Genomic DNA, 25,781 nt, shown 5'->3' on the forward strand with positions numbered 1-25,781 from the left:
AAGTGAGGCAATCGTGGCATCTCCGGTGCTGGCCGACAGGCCCGCCGTGACGCCCCGGCCCGGGCGGCGCCGCCGCCCGGGCGTCGGGCGCTCGGACCATCTGATCGGGTGGCTGCTGATCACGCCCGCGCTGATCTACTTCGTGGTCTTCCTGCTCTACCCGGCTGTCGCCGCGCTCTACTACAGCTTCACCGACTGGAACCTGCGGGCGCCCGCCAACTGGGTGGGCTTGGCCAACTACACCGAACTGCTCTTCAACGACGTCCAGTTCCCGCACTTCTGGAAGTCCGTGCAGGTCACGCTCCAGTACACGCTGATCGCGGTACCGCTCACCCTGATCTCCGCGCTGGCCCAGGCGCTGCTGCTGAACGCCATCCGGCGCGGCTCGAACCTGTTCCGGCTGCTGCTGTTCCTGCCCGTGGTCACCGCCGAGGCGGCGGTCGGCGCCATCTGGCGCTGGCTCTACGACCCGCAGTACGGCCTGATCAACGCGATCCTCGGCCTGTTCGGCATCCCCAAGCAGAACTGGCTGAACACCCCCGAGTTGGTCATCCCCGCGCTGGCGTTCATCGCGGCCTGGCAGTGCGGCATCTCCATGATCATTTATCTGGCCGGGTTGAAGGGCATCCCCGAGTCGATCCGGGAGGCGGCCATCATCGACGGCGCCGGCCCCGTGCAGCGGTTCTGGAAGGTCATCGTGCCGATGCTCCGGCCGACCACGTTCTACCTGATCGTGACCGGGACCATCGCGGCGCTCCAGGTGTTCGGTCTGGTCTATGTGATCTTCTCGGGCGGCGGCGGGCGCAGCGTCACCGGCGGGCCCGAGCAGTCCGGACTCGCCTACGTGCTGCACATCTACCTGTACGCGTTCCGGTACGACGCGATGGGCGCGGCCTGCGCGATGTCGTTCCTGCTGCTGGTGCTGATCATGATTGTCACCGCGCTCCAGTTCAAGTTCCTCAAACAGGAGGCGTCGTGACCGCCAAACAGGTGCGAAAGGCCCCCATCTACGTGGCGCTGGTGCTGCTGGCGCTGGTGTCGGTGGTGCCGTTCATCTGGATGCTGGCGACCTCGTTCAAGCACAGTTCGGACATCTACACGAAGGTGCCGAACCTGTTGCCGGTGGACAAGCAGACCGGCGAGTGGGCGGCGACGCTGGAGAACTACGAGCACGTGCTCGGGATCGGCGGGCTGGGGACGGCGTTCCTCAACAGCGTCTGGGTGTGCGCGATCCTGGTGCCCGCCAAGCTGCTGATCGACGCGCTGGCGGCGTACGCGTTCGCGCGGATTCCCTTCCCCGGGCGGGACAAGCTGTTCGTGCTGTTCCTCACCGGGATGATGGTGCCGACCATCACGCTGCTGGTGCCTCGGGTGCACATCACGCAGGTGCTCGGGATGTACGACACCGGCTGGGGGCTGATCCTGCCCAACGTCGCCTCCGTGCTGGACATCTTCCTGCTGCGGCAGTTCTTTATGTCGCTGCCGGGCGAGTTGGAGGAGGCGGCCCGGATCGACGGCGCCGGGCGCATGCAGATCTTCTGGCGGATCGTCCTCCCGCTGTCCAAGCCCGTCCTGGCCGTGGTGACCATCACCAGCTTCATCTTCCACTGGAACGACCTGGTCTGGCCGCTGGTGGTGACCAACGACCCCGAACTGAACACCCTGCCCCTGGCCTTGCAACAACTGGCCAGCACGGAGTCGGGCCGCGCCTACTACATCATGGCGGGCGCCGCCCTCTCAGTGATCCCGGTCATCATCATCCTGCTGATCTTCCAGCGCCGCATCATGCAGGGCATCGCCTTCACCGGCCTCAAGACCTGAAATCGAAATTTCCGCACTTACCGGGGTATCGGGGCCATAGCCACCGGTACCCCGGTCCCATGCCAACGCCCTTTCGCAACCAATCTCTCGCGCGTCGGGGCGGTGGCCGACCCTCCCGGTGGGAGCCGGGCCCGGACCCGGAGGGTCAAAGGGTGGGTGGGTGGGAGAACCACGCCAAACGACGGCGAAGCCGCCCCGTAGACGCTTAGGCCGTTATGGCGAGGGTGGCCGGGTCGACCGGATGGGCGAGGGGTTTTCCGGTGAGGACTCGGATGACCTCTTCGGCGGCCGAGGCACCCAGTCTGGCCACTTCCCCGCCCAGTGCGCCGGCGACGTGAGGTGTCAGTACAACGTTGGGGAGATCCCAGAGCGGTGAATCAGGGGCTGGTATCTCGGGATCGGTTACGTCCAGTACGGCTGACAGGCGGCCGGTGAGGAGTTCCGCCAGGAGTGCCTGTTCGTCCACCAAGGAACCCCGGGCCGTGTTGATCAATGTGGCTCCGTCGCGCAGCGAGGACAGTAGTTCGGCGGTGACCATGCCTCGGGTCTGTTCGGTCGCGGGGGCGTGCAGGGAGACGACGTCGCTACGGGCGAAGACCTCCGCCAGGTCGGCCGGGGTCGCCCCCAGTTCCCGGATGCGCGAAGCCGGCACGTATGGATCAGAGAGCAGAACGGTGAGGTCGAACGGGCGGAGCAGCCCGAGGACCCGCCTGCCGATCCGGGAGGCGCCTACCAGGCCGACCGTTCTGCCGTGATTGCCGAAGGTGCCGCCGCGGCGAATCAGCGCGAGGTCGGCGCGTTTGGCTTGGTATTCGCGGGCCAGAGCGGGGACGGCCTTGTTGGCCAGCAGAATCATGGCCAGGGCGTATTCGGCGACGGGGACGGCGTTGGCTTCGGCGGCGGAGCTGACGGGGATACCGCGTTCGAAGACGTACCGGCTGACGTGGGACTTTATCGTGCCGGCCGCATGGACGACCGCTTTGAGGTCAGGGGCGTACCGAATGGTCTGGGCGTCGATTTCCGGACTGCCCCAGCCGGTGAGCAGGATGGTGGTCTTCTGGAGCCGGGACCGGGCCTGCCGGGAGGTGAACTCGGTCAGCGGCGCGCGGGGATCGATGTCGGCATATCTCCGGATCCATTCGATCGACTCCCGGCTGAAGAGCCGCCCGGGCAGATCCGGATACATCGCGAGTTCGACCCTGGGCCGGGCCATCACCGCGTCCAGGCGGGCGGTTCGAGCGGAGTCCGCTGCACGCCGATCCACTGCCGACGGGTGAACCCGGGCATCTGGTTCTCGGCACCGTGCCGCGCGTGCGCGTCGTTGACGTGCACCTCCCCGGCCTGAAGCCGCTCGGCGACCGCCATCCCCCGCATCAGATCGGCGGTGAAGACCGAGTTCATCAGCATCGGGTACCCATTGACCAGGCCGATCGCCTCTTCCTCCGAATCCACGACAGTGATCGGCAACACCGGCCCGAAGATCTCCTCGCTGAAGGCAGGCATATCGGGCGTGACGCCCGTGAGCACAGTCGGCCGGTAGAACAGCCCCTCGTATGTACCACCGGCGACCAACGAAGCCCCTTTCGCGAGGGAGGGCTGAACGATTCCCCGATGCACCCGATCCCGCTGCGCCTCGCTGATCAGCGGCCCGAGTTCGACCTGCTCGCGAACCGGGTCCCCCACCCGGAGCCGCTCGACCCGCCGGGTCACCGCCTCGACGTACCGATCGGCGACCTCCCGAAGGACGATGTGCCGGCTGGCGCTGATACAGGTCTGCCCCTGGAACTCCAACGAAGCCACCATGGCGCAGGACGCGGCCAACTCGATGTCGGCGTCCTCCAACACCACGAAGGCATTGGAACCCCCCAGCTCCAGCCGTATCTGCCGCAGATCGGCGGCGGCGGAGGCGGCGATGGCCAGCCCGACCTCCCGGGACCCGGTGAAGTCGAGCAGGTCCAGCCCCCGATGCTCGGCGAGCGCGTGCCCGGCCTCGGGACCGTCACCGGTGACCAGGTTGAACACCCCCGGCGGGAACCCGGCCGCGTGCGCGGCCTCGGCGAACACCTGCCCACCCAGGATCGGGGTGAGTTCGGCCGGTTTGAGAACGATGGTGTTCCCGAACGCCAGCCCCGGCGCGACCGCCCGCAACGCCAGGTTGAACGGGTAGTTCCAGGGCGTGATCACCCCGATCACACCCAGCGGCACCGCCCGGGAGAGCGATAACTTGCCCGCCTTGTACGGCTGGAGGATGTCGCCCGCGCTCTGCACCGCCTGCACGGCCGAGATGGCCAGCTGCCGCAGCCCCGCGGTGACCTCGTCCTCGGCCTTGGCGCGCACGCCGCCGGTCTCCCGCATGCTGAGTTCGACCAGCTCCTCGTACCGGGAGCGCAGGTCCTCGGCGAAGCGTTCCAGGCAGGCGGCCCGTTCCGGCGCGCCCAGCGCGGCCCATCCCGGCTGCGCGGCACGGGCCGCCGCCACGGCGCGGTCGACGTCGGCGGGGCCGCCCAGCGCGTACGCTCCGATCGGGTCGCCGGTCGCCTTCTCGTGGACGGGTGCGGTGTGGCCGGAGGCGGCGGGGGTGAACTCACCGTTGACGTACAGGCTGCCTGAAGCGCTCATGGCGAAGATTCTAAGCTTACTCCTATTCCTAAAATAAGGTCTTGACCACGGCCGACTTGTCCGGAAGGCTCTCCCAATCCACCCCAAACCTCCCGATGATCGCGATGTTCCCCGACCAGGGCGGCGCACTTCTGTCGAAGGTTAAAACTAAGCCTTGACACAGTTGGGGTGTTACGGCGACCTTGAGTGCACCCATCCGGCCCGATCAGCGATCAGGGGAAGCGCGTGGACCAGTCGACCTCGGCGGCACCCGAAATCCCGCCCTCCCCTCTGGCAGGCTCGCTTGAGGGGTTGCAGGGGCTGTTGAACGAGCTGGTGGAGCCGCTGCTGGGCCGGTTCAGCCCGGGACGGGCCCGAGTGCTTCTCGGGCGAAATACCGCGCATTATCCGGACGCGGCAGCGGAACTGGAGGCGTTCGCCCGGCCACTCTGGGGGCTGGCCCCGCTGGCGGCCGGGGGCGGGAAGTTCGACCACTGGGAACTGTGGCGGGAGGGACTGGCGGCGGGCACCGATCCGGCGCATCCCGAATACTGGGGCGCGGTCACCGACATCGACCAGCGCCTGGTCGAGACGGCAGCGATCGGGCTGGCGCTGGCCCTCGCGCCCGAGGTCCTGTGGGACCCGCTGACCGGGCGAGAGCGGGACAACGTGGCCACCTGGCTGCGGCACGCGATGACCGTACGCCCGGTCGAGAACAACTGGCAGTTCTTCCCAGTACTGGTGGGACTGGGGCTGAATCGGATGGGCGTCGGCTTCGACCCGGCCCCCAATCTCGCGCGCCTGGACCTGCTGGAGTCGTACGCGCTGGGCAAAGGCTGGTACAGCGACGGCCCAAACCCCCAGCGGGACTACTACATCCCCTTCGCCATGCACTACTACGGCCTGATTTATGCCCATTTAGGGGACGACAGTGACCGGGCCCAACGCTTCCGTGACCGAGCCGCCGCGTTCGCGCTCGACTTCCAGCACTGGTTCACCACCGACGGCGCCGCCGTCCCGTACGGCAGGAGCCTGACCTACCGTTTCGCGCAAGGCGCGTTCTGGGGCGCCCTGGCCTTCGCCGGAGTCGACGCGCTGCCCTGGGGAGTGGTCAAGGGCTACCTCCTCCGCCACCTGCACTGGTGGCAGACCCACCCCATTTACGACAACTCCGGACTTCTCACCATCGGCTACACCTACCCCCAGCCCACCCTGGCCGAGCAGTACAACGCCCCCGGCTCGCCCTACTGGGCCCTGAAAGCCTTCCTCCCCCTGGCCCTTCCCGCCACCCACCCCTTCTGGCAGGCCGACGAGGCCCCCGCTCCCCCGCTCCCGGACGTACACACCCAGCCCGAACCGGGAGTCACCCTGATGCGCTGCGAGCAGGGCCGCCAAGTCGTCCTGCTCAGCGGCGGCCAGCACAACAACTGGGCCCGCCACGGCGCCGCCAAGTACAGCAAGTTCGCCTACTCCACCGCCTTCGGCTTCAGCGTCCCTGCCGGCACTTGGGACCTCGAACAGGGCGCCTTCGACAGCACCCTCGCCCTCAGCGAGGACGGCCACCACTGGCGCCCCTGCGAACTCCCCGAACACGCCGTCACCCACCCCGGCCACCACCACTTCACCTGGTCCCCCTGGCCAGACGTCCACCTCGAAACCTGGCTCCTCCCCCACGCCCCCTGGCACATCCGCGTCCACCGCATCACCACCCCCCGCCCCCTCCACACCGCCGAAGGCGCCTTCGCCCTCTCCCGCGACATCCACTACAACTCAGAAACAGGCCCCGCCCACGCCCGCCTGACCTCCCCCACCGGCCACTGCCAAATCGAAGACCTCCAAGGCCACCGAACCGGCGAACTCATCCACCCACTCCCCGGCACGAACGTGATGACCCCTCGAACGGTGCTCCCCACCCTCCGCACCGAACTCCCCCCTGGCGAACACTGGCTGACCTGCGCAGTCCTGGCCCTGACCACCCCGGCGGGGGCGTGGTTGCCGCCCCCACCGGTGGCCCACCTGAGCGATCTCGTCCCGATCGCGTCCGGCGGGCCCACGGACCTCAGGAGCGGGCGCGGCGCAGGACCTCCTCGGGGGTGAGCGGCCCCGCGGGGTGGTGGCTCAGGCACATCGGGGTCCGCAGCTTGACGAACGGGGAACCGTCGCGGGCGGCGTAGAAGGTGCCGACCTTGAGGTGACCGATGTCGCCGATGTCGCTGCCCTTCGCCCTGGCCACCTCCTTGGCCGCTTCGATATGCGCGGGGGCGTTGAGCAGGCCGAAGAACTGGGTGGCGGCGTTTCCGGTGATCCGGTTGTGCAGGCCCTTGGGCGCTTGGGTGGCGAAGATCAGGCCCAGGCCGTACTTGCGGGCCTGGGAGGCCAGCCAGAGAGTGCTCTGCGTGCAGGCGGTCGCCGGGCCGTCGGACGGGGCGAAGGTCTGGGCCTCGTCCATCACGAAGAGGCAGCCCAGCGGGCGATCGTTCGCCGGGTTCTTCTTGATCCAGGCGACCAGGGCCATCTGGAGTTGGTTGACGAAGCTCTGCCGATCCGCGTCGGACGGCAGCCCGACAAAGCTGATCACCGAGATCCTGGCTCGCTTGCCGCCCGCTGGCGTGAGCAGGACGCCGGGATCCACGGGGGTTCCGTCGCCGCCGAACAGCGGATCGTTGACCTTGGCCGCGATGAGGATCTGCGCCAGAGCGGAGGCGATCTTGTGGGCGTTGCGTACCTCGCTCACCTCGTCCGGCAGGTCGGCGAGCAACTCGATCAGGCCGTCCAGCCCGCCGGAACCCTCCCGGCCGTGGTGGATGACACTCTCCCGGAGCACAGCACGAGCGAGATGCGCCTTCTCCGTCCTGCCATCGATCTTCGCCCGGGGGATCAGAGCCGCCATCGCCGAATCCACGGCTTCGAGGAACTCGTCCGCGTCGCCGCGCACCGCAGCGAAGTCCGGCAGGGGCTGGAAGGAGATGGGGCGTCCGCTCGCCTTCCTGGGCGTCCAGACCACCACGTCGGTTCCTGCCAGGTAGTCGGCCGCCCGTACGTCGTCGCCGTCCTCCCACAGCTCGTTCGGCTGCGGCCAGGCGTCACCCAGGCGAGCGAGGTCGTTGTTGGGGTCCAGAACGATCGCCGACACCCCACGCAGCGCGCACTCTTCGATGATTCGCCGGATCAGAACCGTCTTACCCGACCCCGAGCCAGCGAAGATCACCGTGTGCTTGCGTAATGCGGCAAGCTCGACCGGCAGAGGCCGCCCGCCCACCGTGGCCCGGCCGACCACGAAACCGACGGGATCGATCAGCGCCGCCCGGCCGGCCGCCGGATGAGCGGGCTGTTCCAGCGAGCGCTGCGACTCGGCCGTGGAGGCCGCCTGGTCGGCAGCGGGCGGCATCGTCAGGTCGGGCCGTCCCATGACATCAGGCGACGTCGCCAGGTCAGGCCACGCCAGGTTGGGCGCTGCCCCGCCGGACGATGTCAGCGAGCGCGGAGTCTCGGCCGCAGGTGCCGCCGGACCGCCAGCGGGCGGCACCGCCAGATCGGGCCCTGCCGTCAGATCAGGCCATGCCGTCAAGCCGGGCGTAGCCCCGCTGCCGGAGGACGCCAGCGCGCTGAGGATGTCGGCGGCCGGTGGTTCGGTGCCGGACTCTGGGCTGGCGGGCGTAGCTTCGGGAGGTCGCCGGACCCCTGTTCCGGCAATCGAGGTCGGCAGATCCCCGATGTCGTGGAGTGCCTCGTTGAAGAGCTTTACGCCGTTGATCGGTTTGCGGTCGGCCAGCCATGCCTGAAGGTGGGGCGGGTTGGTGGCGATCAGGTCGCGCAGGGCGGCCAGGGCCTTGAGGTCGTCCGGTTCGAGGCGGAGGGTCCGCCCGCCCGCCCGTTCGAACTCCGCCAAGACCTCAAGTGTGCGCTTGCCACGGCCCCAGTCGGCCGTACGTAACAGGAATAGGCGGCGTTTGGGCACCTCTGCGTCGAGGCCCGCCGCGACGCAGGCGCTGCGGATTCGCGTGAGGGCGGCGACCGCGTTGGTCGCGCCGATGCCACGGAACGCCCAATGCGCCTCGTCTTCAATGGTTTCATCCAGCGTGCGGCGGAGGCGGGCATGTAGCGGAGGCTTGGCGTTCGGGAGGGGGTCGACGCTGAACGCCCTGCCCTGGTCGCCTTGGGCGGCAATCCAGGCGGTCAGCCCGGCGTGCAGCAGCCGGGGCATGACCACGTCCTCCGTGGCGGGGTCGAGTGCCGCCTCGATATCGGCGGCATCGGCCAGCAGGGCGAAGCTCGTATCGAGAGCTTGGAAATGAGCGACTTCGACCATGGGCGATACAGGCGGCCGCTCCACAGTGATCGTCTGGTCCAGGAGTTCAAGTTCCGAGATCTCGTCATTGATCAGACATCGCTGCACGTGAGCGTCGATCCTGGCGAAGAGTTGACGCGGCGTGTACTGGTACGCCTGTTCCAGTGCGGAGGGTCTCACCGGCCAGGTCGGATACGGCGGTTCGAACCCCAGCCTGGCGAACTGCACCCCCACACGCTTCGCCACGAGATCCCGGGCGACATCCGCATTGGGTATCTGCTTGAGCTGGACGGCCTCACGGAATCGGGCCTGGACCGTCTGTGTCGCGATGTTACGGATGTACTCCCAGGTGGCATTGAGACACGACACCACGGTCAGGGTCCGCCGAGTGTGCTCACGCAGGTCCATCAGCCCGCCCGCGACCTGCTCAATCACCAGTGCATCCGGCAGGTTGACCATGTTGTCCATGGTCGTCGCGTGCGCCGACTGGGCGATCAGTGTGTCGATCTGGTCGACCGCGATCACAGAGTGTCCGGTCAGGGCAAGCAACCGGGAGATGTCGGCGACGATCTCCTGCGGTGTCCGTTGGACCGGGCGAATCCCCCATTGGGTCCGTCCCTCGTGCTCCGATTCCGGAATGGAGTAGAGGAATGCTTCACCGATGTCCTGGAGGCGGAAATCATCCGAACCCAGGAGGATTAGAGCGCGCAGCGTGTCCTGCGCATCCCTGCCGAGCTGTGGATCCAGCCGGCGCAAGCCACTCACGAATGCGTCCAGGTGCTCACGGGCGAGTTCGGTGCCGCCGATGACTGCCAGCCGCACGATCCGCTTGACGTCGATCAGCGGGGCCAGCCTGCCGAGGAAGACGCTGAGCTGAGTGTCCCCGTTCTCGTTCCGGTGGGACAGACCCCCGACCGCCGAGGTGACCATGCTCTCCCAGAAACCCTTGGCGTCCAGGAGTTGGAGCAGGAAGAAGTAGCCGCCCTGTTCCTGGACCTGCTCACGGAGCCAGCCGAGCATGTGTGTCTTGCCTGTGCCGTGCTCGCCTTGCAGGACGACCCCGACCGGGCTGACGTCCCGGCTCTCAGCCGCGCGTCGCAGGGCGGTCCGCAGCACCTCGATCGTCGCGCGGTGCAGGCTGTCCACATGGAACGGCGAGAGTCTCCAAACATCCGGCGGGCCCTGGACCGCATCGAACTGGAGCGCGTTGAGCGCCTGCCACTCCCCGCCAATCATCTCCGCGCCGATCATCGCAGACCTATCGCGATGAGGTGCTTGTCCTGATCACCGATGCGGACCGCCGCGACGCGGTCGTCAGGGGTGAGTGTCTTCTGGTTCACCTCGGCGATGATGCGGACGTCGTCTTGGTGGATCATCTGGATCAGCGCCTGGTCGACGTCGGCCTTCGGGAGGTCGCCCAGCAGCGGCCGGACATCACGCAGACGTACCCATTCGGCGGGGGCGGAAGCCAGCTTGCTGTAGGCGGTGCGGATGAGTGTCTGGATCTCCTCCGCGGACACCGGCGTGAGCGAAACCTCCGGTGCGGTCCCGGTCTCCGGCAGCGAGGCTTCTGGCTGCGAGGTTTCCGGCTCCGGGGTTTCCGGCTGCGGAGCAGTCGGCTGCGCGGTGCCGAAGAGGTCGCTCAGCCGCAAGCCGGTCTGTTTCATGTAGCGCGGCAACCAGGGGAGGAGTGCCTTGAGCATCACACCCGAGGTGCGTGACGGGATCTTGATTCCCGCGTCCAGCTCACGCGCGACACGCGCCCAACCGCTGTCGGTCAGCGCGTGAACGTAAGCCCTTCCCTCCTTACGGCTGTCGACCAATCTGAGCTGGTTCAACGTCTTGCGATCGGCGCCGTCAATGGTGATGCCATAAGTCGCGTCCAGCTCGGGGTTGGATATCTTCTTCCCTTCCACCATCAACACGACAAGTGCCGTAATTTGCGGATACGAGAGACCCTTTTCGGTCATGTCATTGTCCTTCGAACGTTCCAAGGCGACGGCCCTGGAGGAACTGTTTGAGCTGTTGGAGGACGAGCTGGAGATCGGTCAGAACGTGATCGTTGGTGAAGCGGAGGACCGCGAAGCCGTCGAGCTGGAGTTGGACGTCGCGGTGGCGGTCGGCGGCGAACTTACGTGGTTCGAGGTGGTCCTTGCCGTCGATCTCGACGACGCAGCGCTCTGCCCGCCAGATGAGATCGGTACGGATCAGGTTGCGCAGCGCGCGCGGGCGGTAGACCTGGTTCCAGGCCCGCCCCGCCGCCCAGTCGCAACGTTCGAGCGCCGCCTCCAGTACCTGTTCCGCCTCGCTGTAGGGATGCGGCCGCCCCAGCACCGCCGGCACGGCGACCGTGTGCGGGTCACGCGTGATCGGTGACGGGGGCAGTTCGGCCATCAGGTCGGCCAGGTCGTCGCGTAGCGGGACGTACACCGTCTCCACCCGGGCGGTGTCATCGAGATCCGCCCCGGTGAGCCAGACACCCAGTTGGCCCCGATCCGCCAGCCAGCCCAGCCCGGAGACGAGCACCCGCCGCTCACCAGCGGAAAGTCCATCAGGCACCTGAACGAGCAACGCGGCGTGGGTCCGCCCGAACCCGGCCGCCAGCACCCGGGCCAGCCCTTTCACGCGTATCTCGGCGGAGAAGGCCACCCGCGCCCGACTCCATGCTCCCGGTGTGGCGGCGTTCCCCAGAGTGCCCGGCATGCCCGTGCCCGCTAACCCCGGTGTGGCCGAGGTCCCCGGTGCGCCCTGAGTGCCACGTTCGAGGGCCCGTGCCGCCAGGTCCGCCAGGAACGGTCCGAAATGACGGCTGCCGGAGGCCAGGTCCAGGGCCATCGCCCGTACGGCCGCGATACCCAGGCCGCCGGGGCCGTCCAGGTGGGCGGCGCGGGGCAGCCAGGCCGGAAACAGGTCGATGGCGATGTTTTCCAGCTTGCGCAGGACGACGTCCACCAATTCCGTGGTGGAGCGCGAATTGCCGGCGACGTAGGTGACAATCGCCGGGGCGTCCTCGGGGAGCGGATCGAGGGAGAGTTCGATGGCGTCCGGATCGGCGCCCGCGAGGCGGACTACCCGGCCGATCGGCACCTTCCCCCACGACCACGCCATACTGTTTCCTTCTGACGCCTGGCAGCCAACCCCGCAGAGGCTATACGCGACCAGACGGGAATCGTGGGCAATTAGGTGTAATGGACGAAAATCCCCCTAATTGTGATGGCCCTGAAATCTACAGCTTGGCCATAAATCAGTAAATTTCGGACTTTGAGTCTTCTTCACGCCTTGCATGAACCAATAAATGACAGTTTAAGACCATTAGGGCGTTTTATGCCCTCATCCCTTCCCCAGGAAGGGGATGGCGAGGGTCGTGAAGGCGGTGAAGGCGTCCGTGTGGATGCAGTGGCCGACGTCGATGGTGGCGAACTCTGCCTTGGGCATGAGGTGTGCCATCTCGGCGATGGCCTCGGCTGAGATGTGGCTGGCAGGGCCGCCGCTGATGGCGAGGGTGCGCATGGTCATCTCGGGGAGGCGGTTCCACCAGGTGGGGTCGACGGCGCGGATGTCCCGGCGCATGACGTCGACGACTCGCCAGTCGAAGTCAATGGGTTCGTCGGGCTTCTCGAACAGGTCGATGGGGAGGGGCGGACCTTCGCGGGGTGGTGGGGGCGCGTCTTCGAGGATCATGCGGCGGACGAGTCCGGGACGTTCCCTGGCCACTCGATGGGCGACCGCGCCCCCCATCGAGTGGCCGACGAGGTCGATCTGCCGGAGGCCCAGCCGGTCGAGCAGGGCCAGGGTGTCGGCGGCCATCAGGTCCACGGAGTACTCGCCCGGCCAGGGGCTGTCCCCATGGCCTCGCGCGGTCACCGCGAACGTGTGCCTGCCCAGTTCGGCGATGAAGTCATCCCAGGTCGCAGGGCTGTCGGTCAGCCCGTGCAAGAGTACGACCGGGATCCCCCCGGCCACCCCGCGCTCCTGATAGGCGAGCTCAACGGTCTTCATGCAGGCACGCTAACGGATGTCCGAAGCCTGGAGCCCTTGCCGGATTCAGCCCTCAGGGAAGACCACCGGTCAGATGAACGGCGACAGGTCGGCCAGGATCAGCCGCTTGGGGCGGGCGCCCTTGATCTGGTGGACGATCTCGCCGTCGCGGTAGAGGTTGAGGGTCGGGTAGCCGAGCACGTCGTAGCGGAGCGCGATGTCCGGATGGTCGTCGGCGTTCAGTTTGGCCACGATCAGCCGGCCGCCGAGTTCGGCGTCGATCTCCTCCAGGATGGGAGCGATCATCTTGCAGGGCGGGCACCAGTCCGTCCAGAAGTCGACAAGAACGGGGAGGTCGCTCTTCAGGACCTGCTCGTCGAAGGTCTCCGTGGTCAAAGTGATCATTTTGTTCTCCTGATCGCACAACCCGGGCAGGCTTGCTTCAGTTGGGCGGCGACCTCGGCCCTGCGGGCCACCAGCGCCCGGATCTCGGCGTCGATCTCGGCGAGCTTGCGCCGGTAGACGTCCACCGACTCCGGGCACGCGGCGCCCGACTCGTGCCCCGCCAGCAGGCAGGCCACGAACGGCCGCGCGTCCTCCAGGGTGAACCCGACGGCCGTCAGCGCCCGGATCTGGGCGACCAGCCGCACGTCGGCCTCGTCGTAGTCGCGGTAGCCGTTGGCGGACCGCCGGGCCCGGATGAGCCCCTGCTGCTCGTAGTGGCGGAGTGCCCGGGTGCTCACCCCGGCCCGTTCGGCCAGCTCACCGATCCGCATACGCCCTCCGACCTGCCCATGGACCGGCCTGTCCGCGACCGGCTCACCGACGATAAACGTTCACGCCAACGTCAAGGTCAACCGTCACGCCGTGCAGAGGATTTCGTTGTGCTGGACGAGGAACCAGGCGTCCGGGGAGGCGGACCAGGTCTGCCAGGCGGCGGCGATGCGGTCCAGGTCGGCGGGGGTCTGGCCGCCGGCGGCGAGGGCCTGGGCGGCGATGGCGGAGTGGCGCATGCGGTCGGCCCACAGGCCGCCCCACCAGGCGCGCTCCTCGGGGGTGGTGAAGTGCCAAGTCGATTCGCCGGCGGTGACGGCGGTGAACCCGGCTTCCCCGGCCCAGGCGGCCAGGTGGCGGCCCGCGTCGGGTTCGCCGCCGTTGGCTCTGGCGAGGGACCGGTAGAGGGCGATCCAGTCGTCCAGTCCGGGGACGGCCGGGGACCAGGAGAACCGGCTGAAATCGCTGTCCCTGGCGGTGACCAGGCCGCCGGGACGGCAGACCCTGCGCATCTCGCGGAGCGCCTGGACCGGGTCGGCGACGTGTTGCAGCACCTGGTGGGCGTGGACGACGTCGAAGGAGTCGTCGGGGAAGTCCAGGGCGTGGATGTCGGCCACGGCGAACTCGATGTTGGCGCGTCCCCTGGCGGCGGCCTCGGCGCGGGCCAGGTCGAGTTCCGTCTCGCCGATCTCGGTGGCGGTGACCCGGGCGACCCTGGTGGACAGGTCGGCGGTGATCGTCCCAGGGCCGCAGCCGATGTCCAGGAGCGTCTGGTCCTCCCGCAGGTACGGCAGCAGGTGCGCGGCGGAGTTCTCGGCGGTCCGCCAGCGATGGGAGCGCAACACGGACTCGTGGTGGCCATGCGTGTAGACGTTCATGCCGGAAAGCTAGCATCCGTCTTACATTTTAAGAGGATGTGTCTCACATAGCGGAATCGTCCAGCCAGATGAAGCCGCCGAACCGGCCGGTGCGCTGGTCGCGCCGGTACGAGTAGAGCTCCGCGGTTTCGATCGTGCACCGGGTGTCGTGCCGGATGTCGGTGATGCCCGCCTTGCGAAGCTGCGCCTCGATACCGGCGCGCAGGTTGACCGCCGGTGTGCCCTGCCGCGTGGTCGCCCACGTCTCCGGCACCGACCGCGCCACGTCCTCCCGCATCTCGGCCGGCACCTCGTAACAGAGCCCGCAGGCCATCGGCCCGACCAGCACCGCCATCCGCGACGGCTCCGCCCCGCGCGCCGCCATCGCCTCGACGAGCGCGGGCACCACCCCGAGCTGTGTCCCCGGACGCCCGGAATGCGCCGCGCCCACGACCCGGGCGACCGGGTCCGCCACCAGCACGGGCGCGCAGTCCGCGACGAGCACGTTCAGCGCCAGCCCTGGCCGGTCGGTGCAGATCGCGTCCAGCCCCGGCGCCTCGTCCCCGAACGGCTCGGTCACGAACCGGACCTCGCGCCCGTGCACCTGCCGCATCATCACGACCCGGGCGGGGTCGATCCCCAACTCGACGGCGGTGTCATGCCGGTTGCGCCGGACGGCCTCGGGGTCGTCCCCGACCATCCCGCCAAGATTGCGCGACCCGTACGGCTCAGCACTGACCCCGCCGCGCCGATCGGTGATGACCGCCCGAACCCCGTCACCCAGAAGCACGCGACGAGCGTACCAACCCGGTTCCGCTCGGTGACGTAAGCGCCCACAGGTGAGGCCGGGCGGGCCGGCAGCCGTGATGTTCACTTACCGGCCGGGGGTCCGTACCACTGGAGAGCCTGTCCGGTGACGGCCGCGACGCAGTCGAAGTCCCGGTCGCGATGGAGCAGCGTCAGCCCCCGCAGTTCCGCTGTGGCGGCCACGACCAGGTCCACCGCCCCGGCACTACGGTGCCGCCCCTGCCTGGTCAGTTCCTCCTGAACCTCCCACGCCCGGCCGTAGGCGCGATCGTCGACCGGGACCCATCCGAACATCAGGCTCATCTCCTCGATCCCCCGCATGCGGTCGGCGATCGAGCGGGCGCTGAAGAAGAATTCGAGCTCGGTGATGGGACAGACCGCGATCAAACCAGCCGCCACCGCCTGGTCCCAGCCATACTGCTCGGCATCACCGCGCAGCAGCCGGGCCAAGGCGCTGGTGTCAATCAAGAACTGCGCCGGGTTCACCGGCGGTAGCCCCTCTTGTCCTCGAAGATCTCAAGATCGAAGGCGCCCTCCGCCGCCGCCTCACGCAACCGGGCCAGCGCCAACGCCCGGCGCCGAGTCTCCAGCACCTCCCGCAGAGCGCTGTTCACGGTCTCCTTCTTCGTGCTGGTCCCCAGCGCTTTGGCGACCTCGGCGACCAGATCATCATCCAGGTCGATCACCGTACGACTCATCGACACCTCCCCTTTATATCTGAGGATACATCGATGATATCTACTGTGATATCCATTCAGGGCCGGTGACGACGGCCACGATCTTCGCCCCCGGGCGGAAGGAACCCTTGCCGATCAGGTCGAACAGCCCGTACATCATCTTGCCCGTGTAGATCCGGTCAAGCCGGAGGCCATGTCGTTCGTCGAAGTCGTCGATGAACGCGGACAACTCCGGCGTCGAGCGAGCGTATCCGCCGCAGTGGTAGGCGGTCTCCACCCGCCATCCCGGGACGGCCTCCCCCAGTGCCTCCCGCTGCAATCGGGCGACCTCGTCGGCCAGGAAACCGCCCCCGCGCAGCGCGGAGAAGCCGATGGCCTGCTGCCCGGGGCCGAGTCCGGCCGCGATCCCGGCCAGGGTACCTCCGGTGCCCACCGGGCAGCACACGACATCGAAGTCGATCTCCGCTGAGATCTCCGCTGCCAGTTCCCGGCACCCCAGCACCGCCGCCGCGTTCGACCCGCCCTCCGGCAGGATCAGGCAGCCGGGAAACCTGGCCTGTAGGCCCTCCAGCACCTCAGGGGTGTGCTTGAGCCGATATGTCCCCCGGTCGAGGTACGTCAGGCGCATCCCCCGCTCCACCGCGTACGCCAGCGTCGGATTGAGCGGCAACCGTTCCTCGCCTCGGATCACCCCGACCGTGGCGAACCCGAAGTGCCATCCCGCCGCCGCCACCGCCCGGATGTGATTCGAGTAGGCCCCGCCGAAGGTGAGCACCGGCCCTCCGAATGCGGGCAGGTTGTGTTTCAGCTTCCGCCACTTGTTGCCGGGAATCTCCGGGTTGATTTGATCGTCACGTTTCAACCAGAGACGGACATCGTGCAGGCGGGCATCGCGCAGTTCCACCAGAGGGGACGGCAGGCGAAGGTCGAGCACGACACCAAGGCTGGCACAGGGCGGGAAAGTCGTTAGGCTACGGGCAGCCGATGTTGAGGAGTGTTTGATTATGCGGGTTGTTGATGCTTTCGCCGAGACGTACGGCACCACCCCGGCAGGCACCTGGTACGCCCCCGGCCGGGTGAACCTCATCGGCGAGCACACCGACTACAACGACGGCCTGGTCCTGCCGTTCGCCGTGCCCTGGGGGATCAGGCTGGCGGCCTCCCCCAGGGAGGACGACCTGCTCAGGATCCGGTCCCTCCAGGCCGGGTCGCAGACGATCTCCCAGCTGACCGACGCCACGGGGTGGGCGCGTTACGTGGCCGGGGTCTTCTGGGTGCTCCGCGAGCAGGGTCACCCCGTCCGGGGCGCCGACCTCGTGGTCGACGGAGACCTGCCGCAAGGCGCGGGACTGTCGTCCAGCGCCGCCCTCGAAGTCGCCACCGCCCTCGCCCTCAACGACCTGTATGCCCTGAACCTCCCCCCGCTCGATCTCGCGAAGCTCGCCCAGCGGGCCGAGAACGAGTTCGTCGGCATGCCCTGCGGGCTCATGGACCAGGCCACCTCCGCCCTCGCCCGCCCCGGCCACGCGCTGCTGCTCGACTGCCGCTCGCTGGCCACCCGGCACATTCCGCTCGACCTCGCCGCCCACGGGCTGGAAATCCTGATCATCAACACCAACGTCCACCACGAGCTCGCCGACGGCCAGTACGCCGCCCGCCGCCAGGACTGCGAGAACGCCGCCAAACACCTCGGCGTACCGGCGCTGCGGGACGTGACCGACCTGGCGGCGGCGCTCAGCCGCCTGGACGGCGCGGAACGCCGGCGCACCCAGCACGTGGTCACCGAGAACCACCGGGTGGAGGCCGTGATCGGCCTGCTCCGCGCGGGCGTGCCCGCCGAGATCGGCGCCCTGCTCAACGCCTCCCACCTGTCGCTCCGCGACCAGTTCGAGGTGTCCTGCCCGGAACTGGACGTGGCCGTGGAGTCCGCGATCAGGGGCGGGGCCCGAGGCGCCCGCCTGACCGGCGGCGGTTTCGGCGGATCGGCGATCGCCCTCATCCCCTGCGACCGCCGTTCCTCCGTCGAAGAGAGCGTCCGCGCGGCGTACGCGGAACGCGGCTGGCGTGCTCCCACCTTCCAGTCGGCCACCCCCGCCGAGGGCGCCCGCCGGGTGAACTAGCCCCCGAGCGGGCGGAACGCCGGGGGCCGCCGCTCCAGGAAGCTGGCCACCCCTTCCGCGAAGTCGGCCCGGCCGAAGGACTCCACCATCAGCCGTTCCGCCTTCTCGCGCGAGTCGTCCAGACTCTTGTCCCAGTCTCCCCAGACCTGGCGCTTGATCACCGCCATCGAGGTCGGCGAGCTCAACGCGGCCAGCTCCCGCGCGTACCCCAGCGCCTCGGAAAGCAGTTCCTCGCCCGGTACGGCCCGCAGTGCCAGCCCCATCTCGGCCGCCTCGGTCCCGGTGAAGGTGCGCCCGGACAGCAGCAGGTCGAGGGCCCGGGACTGGCCGATGAGTTTGGGCAGCACCCAGGCCATGCCGTACTCGGCGACCAGGCCGCGCCGGGCGAAGGCGGTGGTCCACTTCGCGTCGGCGGCGGTGAGGACGAGGTCGCAGACCAGGGCGTGCACCATGCCGAGCCCGGCGCAGGCGCCGTTGACGGCCGCGATGACGGGCTTGCTGATGGTGGTCGCGAACGTGTGCGGGCGCTTCTCCGTATCCATGGTGATCTCACCGGTCCGGAGCGCGGTCAGCATTTCGAAGTCGGCGCCCGCGCAGAAGCCCTTGCCCGCGCCGGTGACCACGATGACCCGGACCGCCGGGTCCCGCTCCGCCTCCTCCAGCAGGTCGAAGTAGCGCCGGCCCAGCTCCTGCGTCCACGCGTTCAGCCGGTCGGGCCGGTTGAGGGTGAGGGTGAGCACGCCGTCGACGAGATCGGAGAGCACCAGATCGTCGGTCATATGACCTCCTTTCGCACCTTCGCATTATGCACAACGGGTATCACCAGGCATGGTGGGCGAACCCCGGAGTGAGCGTCACCTCGTCGTAGTACCGGTGGAAGACCGGGGTGAGCGAGCCGGAGAGCGGCGGCACGATCCAGGACCAGTCGGCGGGGCAGACCCGTCCTGAGCTTTCCTCCTTCTCCAGGTGGGTCAGGAAACGCCGGGCCTCGGTGTGGTGGTCGGTCATGGTCACCTTGGCCGCGGCGAAGGAGTGCAGCACGGCCACGTTCAGCTCCACCAGCGCGTGGTCCCGCCAGAGCGTGCGGTCGCTGGAGGTGTCCAGGCCCAGCCGCTCGGCGATCAGCGGCAGCTGGTCGTAGCGGCCGGTGTCGGCGAAGTTGCGTGCGCCGATCTCGGTGCCCATGTACCAGCCGTTGAACGGCGCGGCCGGGTAGCAGACGCCGCCGATCTCCAGGCACATGTTGGAGATCGCGGGCACCGCGTGCCAGCGCAGCCCGAGCTCGGCGAACCAGGGGTAGTGCGGATGGCTGATCGGCACTTCCATGATCACGTCCGCGGGGAGCTCCCGCAGCTCGGTCTCGCCCTTGACCTCGATCAGCAGCGGCAGCACGTCGAACCGGCCGCCCTGCCCCTGCCAGCCGAGTTCCTGGGCCTGTTCGGTGACCGCCGTGGAGAGCGGGTCGCCGACCACCGAGCCGTCGTCCTGCCGGTACCCGGCGTACCTGATCAGCTGCTCGTTGTGGAACCGCGCCGCCGGGCGTCCCTGCCGGGCCGGGGCGAAGACGGTGATGGTGGGCCTGATCCTGCCGTGGTTGGTGGCGACCCTGAGGTGTTCGACACACTCCTCCACGATGCCGTCGGCGGTGTCCACCTGCCGCCGGTCCCTGACCCGGAGCGACCTCCAGTAGAGCCGCCCGATGCACCGGCTGCTGTTGCGCCAGGCCACCCGGGCGCCGAAGGCCAGCTCACCGGGCGTGTGCGTGTACGTGCCCGTCCGGTCGATCTCGGCCAGCACCTCCCGCAACCGGGGGCGGATCGACCCGGCCGAGGGATTCTCGTCATGGTAGAGCCGGAGAAACTCCTCCGCGGCCCCCGCATCCACCCCCTCGGTCTCCGTCGGTACGGCTTTCGCGTCCTTCTTCCACCACGTGCTCACGTCTGCAACCGCCTGCATTCCGCTCGCGGGCCCCCGCACCGATTCCGGGCGGCGTCGCGGACCCTCTAGCGGTGGCCCTCCCCCACCGCTGCGCATGTCGTTCCGCGGCTGCCGTGCCAGTGGCACAGCGGATCACATTTTCTGCCAATCTCCGGTGATTTGTCATCTGAATCTGTACAGCTATGGCGACGGAGCGTCGCCGGGCTTTCTCTCGCACTACTGAAAGAATCCATTCAGACACAGAACGTAGCCGCAGGAGGTCTGATGAAGCGTGTGGTCGCCGTTGCGGCGGTGGTGCTGGCCAGTGCGGGATGCTCGGCGGAGACCGCGCCGCGCCGGACCGAACTGCGCTTCGACAGCGCCGGGAAGCACCTGGCCGAGCACTGGGGCATCAAGTTCACCTCGCCCAGCGGGCAGCCGCGCACCACCCAGCACGGCAGCGTGACCCAACCCAGCGGCGGGCGCCTGTCGGCCATTCTGGGCGGGCGGCGGCCCGGCACCGTGCGCACGGTCTCCTGCCAGGCCTTCGGAGCCACCCAGAAGACGGCAGGCGACTTCCTGAAGGACTGCGCCGCGCTGCCCTTCCCCGGCCCGGAGCGGCGGCAGGTGGAGGCGGTCAACTGGACCAAGGGACGGCGGCTGAGCATCGGCGGCGTGCGCTACGTGCTCTCGGCCACCCCCGAGCGGAACCTGTGGGTGCTGCGCTTCTCGCTGCCCGAACGGCGGCCGTTGCCGTAAACGCCCGGTAAAGCACGGAAACCCCGCAGCAGACGCTGACGGGGTTTCTTTCGGTGCTCCCGCGATAGGACTCGAACCTATAACCTGCCGGTTAACAGCCGGCTGCTCTGCCGATTGAGCTACACGGGATCGCTTCGGCCACCAGATCGGGCCCCTTGGGGCTTTCCTTGACGGCGCGGAACTAGATTAGCGCACTCCAGGGGTGCTCTGTCACATCCATTTAGCGTCACCGGCGAGTCGGGACATTCTGGGACGAACCAGGTTGGATAGATGCAGGTCTCGCGGGTAGGAGGCCGGTAAGAACGAGCGGGGAGGTGGCAGATGCGAGCCAAGATGATGTTCGCCGTGGGCCTGGGCCTCGGGTACGTGCTGGGCACGCGGGCGGGCCGGGAGCGGTACGAGCAGATCGTGCACACCGCCCGGCGGATCTCCGACGATCCCCGGGTCCAGGAGGCCGCGGGCCTGGTACGGGCGAAGGTCTCCAGCGCGGGCACGGCGGCCAAGGACATGGCCGCCGACAAGATGGGCCGGGGCAAACGCAAGGAAGGCCACTGGGAGCGGGAGAAGGTCACCAGCCCGAGCGGCGCGGGCGGTAAGAGCAGCCCGACCGGCTGGCCGGAGACCGAGTCGGACCGAGTCACCTGACCCCCCGCCGCACCGCGGACACCAGGACACCGGGCGGCACCGGGTCACACCCCCAGGCTGCGCCTGACCTCCTCCAGCGCCTGCTCCAGCGCGGCGCGGGTGCCGGGGTTGTCCGGGTCCAGACCGGCGTCGTAGGCGTACTCCCACACCACCCCGTCCTGACCGGCGATCCGCCGGGCCACCAGGCGCACGCCGTGCTCGCCGAGGCGCACGTAGCGGCTGGCCACGATGGAGTTGGTCACCCGCTCCCGGATGGTCTCCGGCAGCAGGCCCGGCCGGGGCAGGTCCAGCCGGTGCTCGGTGGCGTCACCCAGGATGATGGTCACGCCCTGCTGGTCCCAGACCGCCTTGTGCACGCGGTGCCACGGCAGCCGCTCGCCGTCGGGCAGGTGCAGGGCGGTCAGCGTGGCCACCACGAAGGCGCCGGAGGGCGTACGGGCGTGCGAGAGGGGGCGTTCGCCGGCGAGAGCCGTACGGACGTCCGCGGGCAGGCGGGAGCCGAACAGAGGCATGAGCCAAAGTTACCGAGGCCCGCGCGATCCGCGCGGGCCGGGTAAGCGGTCTGGACTTTGAAGACCGGGTCTAGTCCAGATAGTCCCTGAGCATTTGCGCCCGCGTGGGGTGGCGGAGCTTGGCCAGGGTCTTGGATTCGATCTGCCGGATGCGCTCGCGGGTCACCCCGAACTCGCGGCCGACCTCCTCCAGCGTCCGGGGATGGCCGTCGGCCAGCCCGAAGCGCAGCTGGATGATGCGCTGCTCACGCTCGGAGAGCGTGGCCAGGATGTCGTCGAGCTGGTCCTGCAGCATGATGAAGGCGGCCGCCTCGATCGGCACCACCGCGTCCGCGTCCTCGATGAAGTCGCCGAGGTCGGAGTCCTCCTCGCCGATCGGGGACTGGAGCGAGACCGGCTCCTGGGCGATGCGCTGGATCTCGATCACGCGGTCGATCGGCAGGTCCATCTCGGCGGCGATCTCCTCGGGCGCGGGTTCCCGGCCCAGATCCTGGTGGAGCTGGCGCTGCACCCGGACCAGTTTGTTGATCGTCTCCACCATGTGGACCGGAATTCGAATTGTCCGCGCCTGGTCGGCGATCGCTCGCGTGATCGCCTGGCGAATCCACCAGGTGGCATACGTGGAGAATTTATAGCCCTTGGTGTAGTCGAATTTCTCGACCGCGCGGATGAGCCCGAGATTGCCTTCCTGGATCAGATCAAGGAACAACATCCCACGGCCGACATAACGTTTCGCGATCGACACCACCAAACGCAGGTTGGCCTCGATCAGCCGTTGTTTGGCGCGCACTCCCTCCCAGACGAGATCCTCGAACTCGGGCCGGGCCACCCGGATGGACGGTGTCTCACAGAGCTTGTCCTCGGCGAACAGACCGGCCTCGATCGCCTTGGCGAGCTCCACCTCCTCCTCGGCGGTGAGCAGCGGCACGCGGCCGATCTCCCGCAGGTAGATCCGGACGAGGTCACTGGTCGGGGCACGTTTGCCGATGTCCTCCTCGTCCGGTTTGGCGGTCTCCTCGTCGCCTTGCGGCTCAAGGACTTCAACCCCGTTCTCGGCGAGCATGCGCACGACGCGCTCGAGCGCGTCCGCAGGCAGCTCGGATCGGTCGAGCGCGGCGGCCACGTCGTCGACTGTGACGCTCCCGCGCTCCCTTCCCTTCACGACGAGCTCCGCCACCTGGTCTACCGATGGCGGCCCGCTTGGCAGCACCGATGCACCCACGCAACACAGTCTGCGGTATAAGGACAACAAAACGGCAGGCCTATTTTTGTCACCGAAGGTAAGATCTTCGTCATTACCGAATCGATATCAAACCAATGTTTCGGCAGTGTGAGACCAGGAAAGTATTGTTATTCACGCCCCCGCCGCGCGTTCTCTCAGCACGCGTCGCTGCTGCTCCAGCGCCACCAGTTCGGCGAACATGCGGTTGTACTCCTGCTGCTCCTCGACCGGGTTGAGGCGTTGCATGCGGGCCTTCAACCCGTCCAGCGCCCTACCCACGGTGATCTCCTGGAGTTTGGCGAGCACTGCCGTGCTGTAACGCTCCTCGACGTTCACGTCGACCCTGACCTCCTCCACGGCCAGCCGGGTGACCAGCGGGCGGAGCTCCTCGGTGGCGCCGTCCATCAGCCGTTCCACCCACTGCCGGCCCCCGGGACCGCCTGCGGCGGTGCCGCCCGCGGTCAGGATGAGCTCGTAGAGGGCGGCGTGCTCGGGCTGGGTGAAGGTGGCGGCGCCGAGCGTGTCGAACTCGGGGCCGAGCAGGGCCGGCCGCTGCACGGCCAGCTTGAGCGCCTCGCTCTCCAGCCGCACCATCGGGTCGGCCGGGCCCGGCCGGGCCGCGCGGGGCTGGGCGCGTGTTTCGACCGGGCGGGCGGCGATCTCCTGGATGCGCTCGACCACGAGACGCTCGTTCATGAAACCCAGCCAGCGGTCGAGATCCACCGCGTACATGTGGCGCAGCGCCCGGTCCTTGATGGAGGCGACCACGGGGGCCGCCGCGTCCAGCGCGGAGAGCTTGCCCTCGTTGGTGTTGAGGTCGTAGCGGGCGATGACGCTCCTGATGGCGAACGCGAAGAGCGGCTCGCGGCTGGCCACCAGGTCCCGCACGGCCGCGTCGCCGTGCTTGACCCGCAGGTCGCAGGGGTCCAGACCGTCCGGCTGGACCGCGACGTAGGTCTGGGTGACGAACTTCTGCTCGTCCTGGAAGGCGCGCAGGGCGGCCTTCTGCCCGGCCGAGTCGCCGTCGAAGGTGAAGATCACCTCGCCCTGGCCCTGGTCGAACAGGATGCGGCGGAGCACCTTGATGTGGTCCTCGCCGAAGGCGGTGCCGCAGGTGGCCACGGCGGTGGGCACACCGGCCAGGTGCAGCGCCATGACGTCGGTGTAGCCTTCGACGATCACCGCCTGGGAGCGTTTGGAGATCTCCCGTTTGGCCAGGTCGATGCCGTACAGGACCGAGCTCTTGTGGTAGATCGGGCTTTCGGGCGTGTTCAGGTATTTCGGGCCGTCATCGGCGTCCAGCAGTTTGCGGGCGCCGAAGCCGATGACGTCGCCGGTGATGTCGCGGATGGGCCAGATCAGGCGGCCGCGGAAGCGGTCGCGCGGGCCCCGGCGGCCCTCCGCCGCCAGGCCGCCCCTGAGCAGTTCCTGGGCGGTGAAGCCGCGGGCCATCAGGTGGCGGGTGAGGGCCTCCCACTCGTTGGGGGCGTAGCCGATGCCGAAGTGCTCGGCGTCCACCCGCTCGAAGCCGCGCTCGGACAGGAAGCGGCGGCCGGGGGCGGCCTCGGGGCTGGTCAGCTGGGCGAGGTAGAACTCGGCGGCGGCCCGGTGCGCCTCGATCAGGCGGGCGCGTTCGCCCTGCTGACGGCCGGGCACGTAGCCGCCCTGCTCGTAGCGGAGCTGGAGCCCGGCCCTGGCGGCCAGCCGCTCCACCGCCTCGGCGAAACTGAGCGCGTCGATCTTCTGGATGAAGGTGATGGCGTCGCCGCCCTCGGAGCACCCGAAGCAGAAGTACATGCCCCGGGCGGGGGTGACGTTGAACGACGGGGACTTCTCCTCGTGGAACGGGCACAGCCCTTTCAGGTTGCCGCCGCCCGCGTTGCGGAGCTGCACGTACTCCCCGACCACGTCGGCGATCGGAGAGCGTTCCCGGACGAGCGCGATGTCCGCATCGCTGATCCTGCCTGCCACATCGTGAGTCTATTGGCCGGGACCGACAGTCTCGATGGCGAACGGGATGACCACCGGGGGTTCGTCCTCGGTCTGCTTGGGCGGTTTGTTGGGTTTGGCCGGCGGCTGCTCCTTGCCCGAGCACTGCACCGAGCAGGGCGGCAGCTTGCCCACCTTCTTCCGCAGCGCCATGGTCTCGGGGCGGGGCGAGTAGGTGCGGTTGCCGTTGAACCAGGCGTCCAGGTAGTCCCAGGGGTCCACCATGCCGCGCCGGATCCACCAGTATCGGGAGTCGACCGGCCAGCTGATCGCGAAGTAGAGGTTGCTGGCGGTGTCCCTGGCGTTGCCGGTGTTGCCGACCCGGCCGAGGGTGCGTCCCGCCTTGACCTTCACGCCCGGACGGATGCCGTCGGCGATCGAGTCCAGGTGGCCGCCGAGGTAGAGCACGCCGTCCTTGCCGAGCAGGGTGACGAACCGGCCCTCGCGGTCGGCGCCGCGGTCGGTGGAGGGCACCCAGCGGTTCTGCACGTTGACCTCGCGGATCACCCCGTCCACCGGGGCCACGAAGGCGCAGCCCTGGGGCGCCCAGATGGTGCTCTTGGGGATCACCAGGCGCTTGCGGGCGTACGTCACCCGGCAGTCCTTCACCGGGAAGGCGTACTTGAACTTGGATAACTTCGGCGGCGGCAGCCGGACCGGATCGTCCGCCTCTGGCGGCGTGACAGGCGCGGCGAAGGTCTGCCCGTCGTCGGGCCGGGGGCTGCCGGGAACGGTGCTCACACCCGCCACGCCCGCCGGCGCACTGCACGCCGCCGTCAGCAGAATGAGGGCCAATGTCCCCGTTCGCATGAACTCC

At 68.5% G+C, this 25,781-nt stretch carries 25 protein-coding genes and 1 tRNA gene; 6 read left to right on the forward strand and 20 right to left on the reverse strand.

The features are described 5' to 3' along the window. Positions 1 to 13: 13 nt before the first annotated feature. Entirely contained in the window at positions 14 to 979 is a 966-nt protein-coding gene (locus tag KIP79_RS13780; RefSeq protein WP_214105167.1) for a carbohydrate ABC transporter permease, read from the forward strand. Then, on the forward strand, positions 976 to 1,821 hold the full coding sequence (locus KIP79_RS48310) for a carbohydrate ABC transporter permease (RefSeq protein WP_214105168.1): 846 nt from the start codon (positions 976 to 978) through the stop codon (positions 1,819 to 1,821). Before KIP79_RS13780 ends, KIP79_RS48310 begins: the two co-directional genes overlap by 4 nt. A 205-nt stretch (positions 1,822 to 2,026) precedes the next feature. Here the strand turns inward: KIP79_RS48310 and KIP79_RS13790 are convergent, their stop codons facing one another. After that, positions 2,027 to 3,085: a hydroxyacid dehydrogenase gene (locus tag KIP79_RS13790; protein WP_308169714.1), complete on the reverse strand. Its 1,059-nt coding sequence runs from the start codon at positions 3,083 to 3,085 to the stop codon at positions 2,027 to 2,029. Beyond that, on the reverse strand, positions 3,034 to 4,440 hold the full coding sequence (locus tag KIP79_RS13795; protein WP_214105169.1) for an aldehyde dehydrogenase family protein: 1,407 nt from the start codon (positions 4,438 to 4,440) through the stop codon (positions 3,034 to 3,036). The genes KIP79_RS13790 and KIP79_RS13795 overlap by 52 nt, the downstream gene beginning before the upstream one ends. Before the next feature lie 225 nt (positions 4,441 to 4,665). Between KIP79_RS13795 and KIP79_RS13800 the strand changes: the two genes are divergently transcribed. Next, positions 4,666 to 6,516, forward strand: a complete 1,851-nt coding sequence (locus tag KIP79_RS13800) for a DUF2264 domain-containing protein (RefSeq protein ID WP_308169715.1) — start codon at positions 4,666 to 4,668, stop codon at positions 6,514 to 6,516. Here KIP79_RS13800 and KIP79_RS13805 read toward each other — a convergent pair. The 11 genes from KIP79_RS13805 to KIP79_RS13855 form a co-directional block, all read right to left on the reverse strand. Next, complete coding sequence (locus KIP79_RS13805) at positions 6,479 to 9,958, reverse strand: helicase HerA domain-containing protein (RefSeq protein ID WP_214105170.1); 3,480 nt, start codon at positions 9,956 to 9,958, stop codon at positions 6,479 to 6,481. The genes KIP79_RS13800 and KIP79_RS13805 overlap by 38 nt on opposite strands. After that, positions 9,955 to 10,677, reverse strand: coding sequence for a hypothetical protein (locus tag KIP79_RS13810; RefSeq protein ID WP_214105171.1), 723 nt, complete (start codon positions 10,675 to 10,677; stop codon positions 9,955 to 9,957). The genes KIP79_RS13805 and KIP79_RS13810 overlap by 4 nt, the downstream gene beginning before the upstream one ends. A 1-nt stretch (position 10,678) precedes the next feature. Beyond that, positions 10,679 to 11,815: an endonuclease domain-containing protein gene (locus KIP79_RS13815; RefSeq protein ID WP_214105172.1), complete on the reverse strand. Its 1,137-nt coding sequence runs from the start codon at positions 11,813 to 11,815 to the stop codon at positions 10,679 to 10,681. Between the two features lie 222 nt (positions 11,816 to 12,037). After that, complete coding sequence (locus tag KIP79_RS13820) at positions 12,038 to 12,706, reverse strand: alpha/beta fold hydrolase (RefSeq protein ID WP_214105173.1); 669 nt, start codon at positions 12,704 to 12,706, stop codon at positions 12,038 to 12,040. 69 nt (positions 12,707 to 12,775) lie between these two features. Then, complete coding sequence (gene trxA / locus KIP79_RS13825) at positions 12,776 to 13,090, reverse strand: thioredoxin (protein WP_214105174.1); 315 nt, start codon at positions 13,088 to 13,090, stop codon at positions 12,776 to 12,778. Next, positions 13,087 to 13,461, reverse strand: coding sequence for a MerR family transcriptional regulator (locus KIP79_RS13830; protein ID WP_214105175.1), 375 nt, complete (start codon positions 13,459 to 13,461; stop codon positions 13,087 to 13,089). The genes trxA and KIP79_RS13830 overlap by 4 nt, the downstream gene beginning before the upstream one ends. Positions 13,462 to 13,545: 84 nt before the next feature. Continuing rightward, complete coding sequence (locus KIP79_RS13835) at positions 13,546 to 14,337, reverse strand: class I SAM-dependent methyltransferase (protein ID WP_214105176.1); 792 nt, start codon at positions 14,335 to 14,337, stop codon at positions 13,546 to 13,548. A gap of 43 nt (positions 14,338 to 14,380) precedes the next feature. Then, positions 14,381 to 15,106, reverse strand: coding sequence for a peptidoglycan editing factor PgeF (pgeF, locus tag KIP79_RS13840; RefSeq protein ID WP_214105177.1), 726 nt, complete (start codon positions 15,104 to 15,106; stop codon positions 14,381 to 14,383). Between the two features lie 80 nt (positions 15,107 to 15,186). Next, a complete protein-coding gene (locus KIP79_RS13845) occupies positions 15,187 to 15,591 on the reverse strand; it encodes a PIN domain nuclease (RefSeq protein WP_250213190.1) in 405 nt (134 codons plus the stop codon). A 14-nt stretch (positions 15,592 to 15,605) separates the two neighbouring features. Continuing rightward, the gene (locus KIP79_RS13850) at positions 15,606 to 15,821 is read right to left on the reverse strand and encodes a type II toxin-antitoxin system VapB family antitoxin (RefSeq protein ID WP_214105179.1); all 216 of its coding nucleotides are present in this window, start codon (positions 15,819 to 15,821) and stop codon (positions 15,606 to 15,608) included. A 40-nt stretch (positions 15,822 to 15,861) separates the two neighbouring features. Then, on the reverse strand, positions 15,862 to 16,734 hold the full coding sequence (locus tag KIP79_RS13855; protein ID WP_308169716.1) for a 1-aminocyclopropane-1-carboxylate deaminase/D-cysteine desulfhydrase: 873 nt from the start codon (positions 16,732 to 16,734) through the stop codon (positions 15,862 to 15,864). A 70-nt stretch (positions 16,735 to 16,804) separates the two neighbouring features. On the opposite strand from KIP79_RS13855, the gene galK reads away from it, so the two are divergent. Continuing rightward, entirely contained in the window at positions 16,805 to 17,920 is a 1,116-nt protein-coding gene (gene galK, locus KIP79_RS13860) for a galactokinase (RefSeq protein ID WP_214105181.1), read from the forward strand. Here galK and KIP79_RS13865 read toward each other — a convergent pair. After that, on the reverse strand, positions 17,917 to 18,699 hold the full coding sequence (locus tag KIP79_RS13865) for an enoyl-CoA hydratase-related protein (protein ID WP_214105182.1): 783 nt from the start codon (positions 18,697 to 18,699) through the stop codon (positions 17,917 to 17,919). The two genes, galK and KIP79_RS13865, sit on opposite strands and share 4 nt — an antisense overlap. A 40-nt stretch (positions 18,700 to 18,739) precedes the next feature. After that, the gene (locus KIP79_RS13870) at positions 18,740 to 19,858 is read right to left on the reverse strand and encodes a nitric oxide synthase oxygenase (RefSeq protein ID WP_308169717.1); all 1,119 of its coding nucleotides are present in this window, start codon (positions 19,856 to 19,858) and stop codon (positions 18,740 to 18,742) included. A 264-nt stretch (positions 19,859 to 20,122) separates the two neighbouring features. On the opposite strand from KIP79_RS13870, the gene KIP79_RS13875 reads away from it, so the two are divergent. Further along, on the forward strand, positions 20,123 to 20,596 hold the full coding sequence (locus KIP79_RS13875) for a hypothetical protein (RefSeq protein ID WP_214105184.1): 474 nt from the start codon (positions 20,123 to 20,125) through the stop codon (positions 20,594 to 20,596). 56 nt (positions 20,597 to 20,652) lie between these two features. On the opposite strand, the gene KIP79_RS13880 is transcribed toward KIP79_RS13875, so the two are convergent. Next, a tRNA-Asn gene (locus KIP79_RS13880) sits at positions 20,653 to 20,725 on the reverse strand. Between the two features lie 192 nt (positions 20,726 to 20,917). Here KIP79_RS13880 and KIP79_RS13885 point away from each other — a divergent pair. Then, a complete protein-coding gene (locus tag KIP79_RS13885) occupies positions 20,918 to 21,241 on the forward strand; it encodes a hypothetical protein (RefSeq protein ID WP_214105185.1) in 324 nt (107 codons plus the stop codon). 44 nt (positions 21,242 to 21,285) lie between these two features. On the opposite strand, the gene KIP79_RS13890 is transcribed toward KIP79_RS13885, so the two are convergent. The 4 genes from KIP79_RS13890 to KIP79_RS13905 form a co-directional block, all read right to left on the reverse strand. Beyond that, on the reverse strand, positions 21,286 to 21,753 hold the full coding sequence (locus KIP79_RS13890) for a hypothetical protein (protein WP_214105186.1): 468 nt from the start codon (positions 21,751 to 21,753) through the stop codon (positions 21,286 to 21,288). A 70-nt stretch (positions 21,754 to 21,823) separates the two neighbouring features. Further along, the gene (gene rpoD / locus KIP79_RS13895) at positions 21,824 to 22,963 is read right to left on the reverse strand and encodes an RNA polymerase sigma factor RpoD (protein ID WP_214105310.1); all 1,140 of its coding nucleotides are present in this window, start codon (positions 22,961 to 22,963) and stop codon (positions 21,824 to 21,826) included. 144 nt (positions 22,964 to 23,107) lie between these two features. Further along, complete coding sequence (gene dnaG, locus KIP79_RS13900) at positions 23,108 to 24,946, reverse strand: DNA primase (protein WP_214105187.1); 1,839 nt, start codon at positions 24,944 to 24,946, stop codon at positions 23,108 to 23,110. 9 nt (positions 24,947 to 24,955) lie between these two features. Next, a complete protein-coding gene (locus KIP79_RS13905; protein ID WP_214105311.1) occupies positions 24,956 to 25,774 on the reverse strand; it encodes a M23 family metallopeptidase in 819 nt (272 codons plus the stop codon). Positions 25,775 to 25,781 lie beyond the last annotated feature (7 nt).

It is taken from the genome of Acrocarpospora catenulata, from assembly GCF_018476525.1.
In the GTDB taxonomy this organism is placed as follows: Bacteria; Actinomycetota; Actinomycetes; order Streptosporangiales; family Streptosporangiaceae; genus Acrocarpospora; species Acrocarpospora catenulata.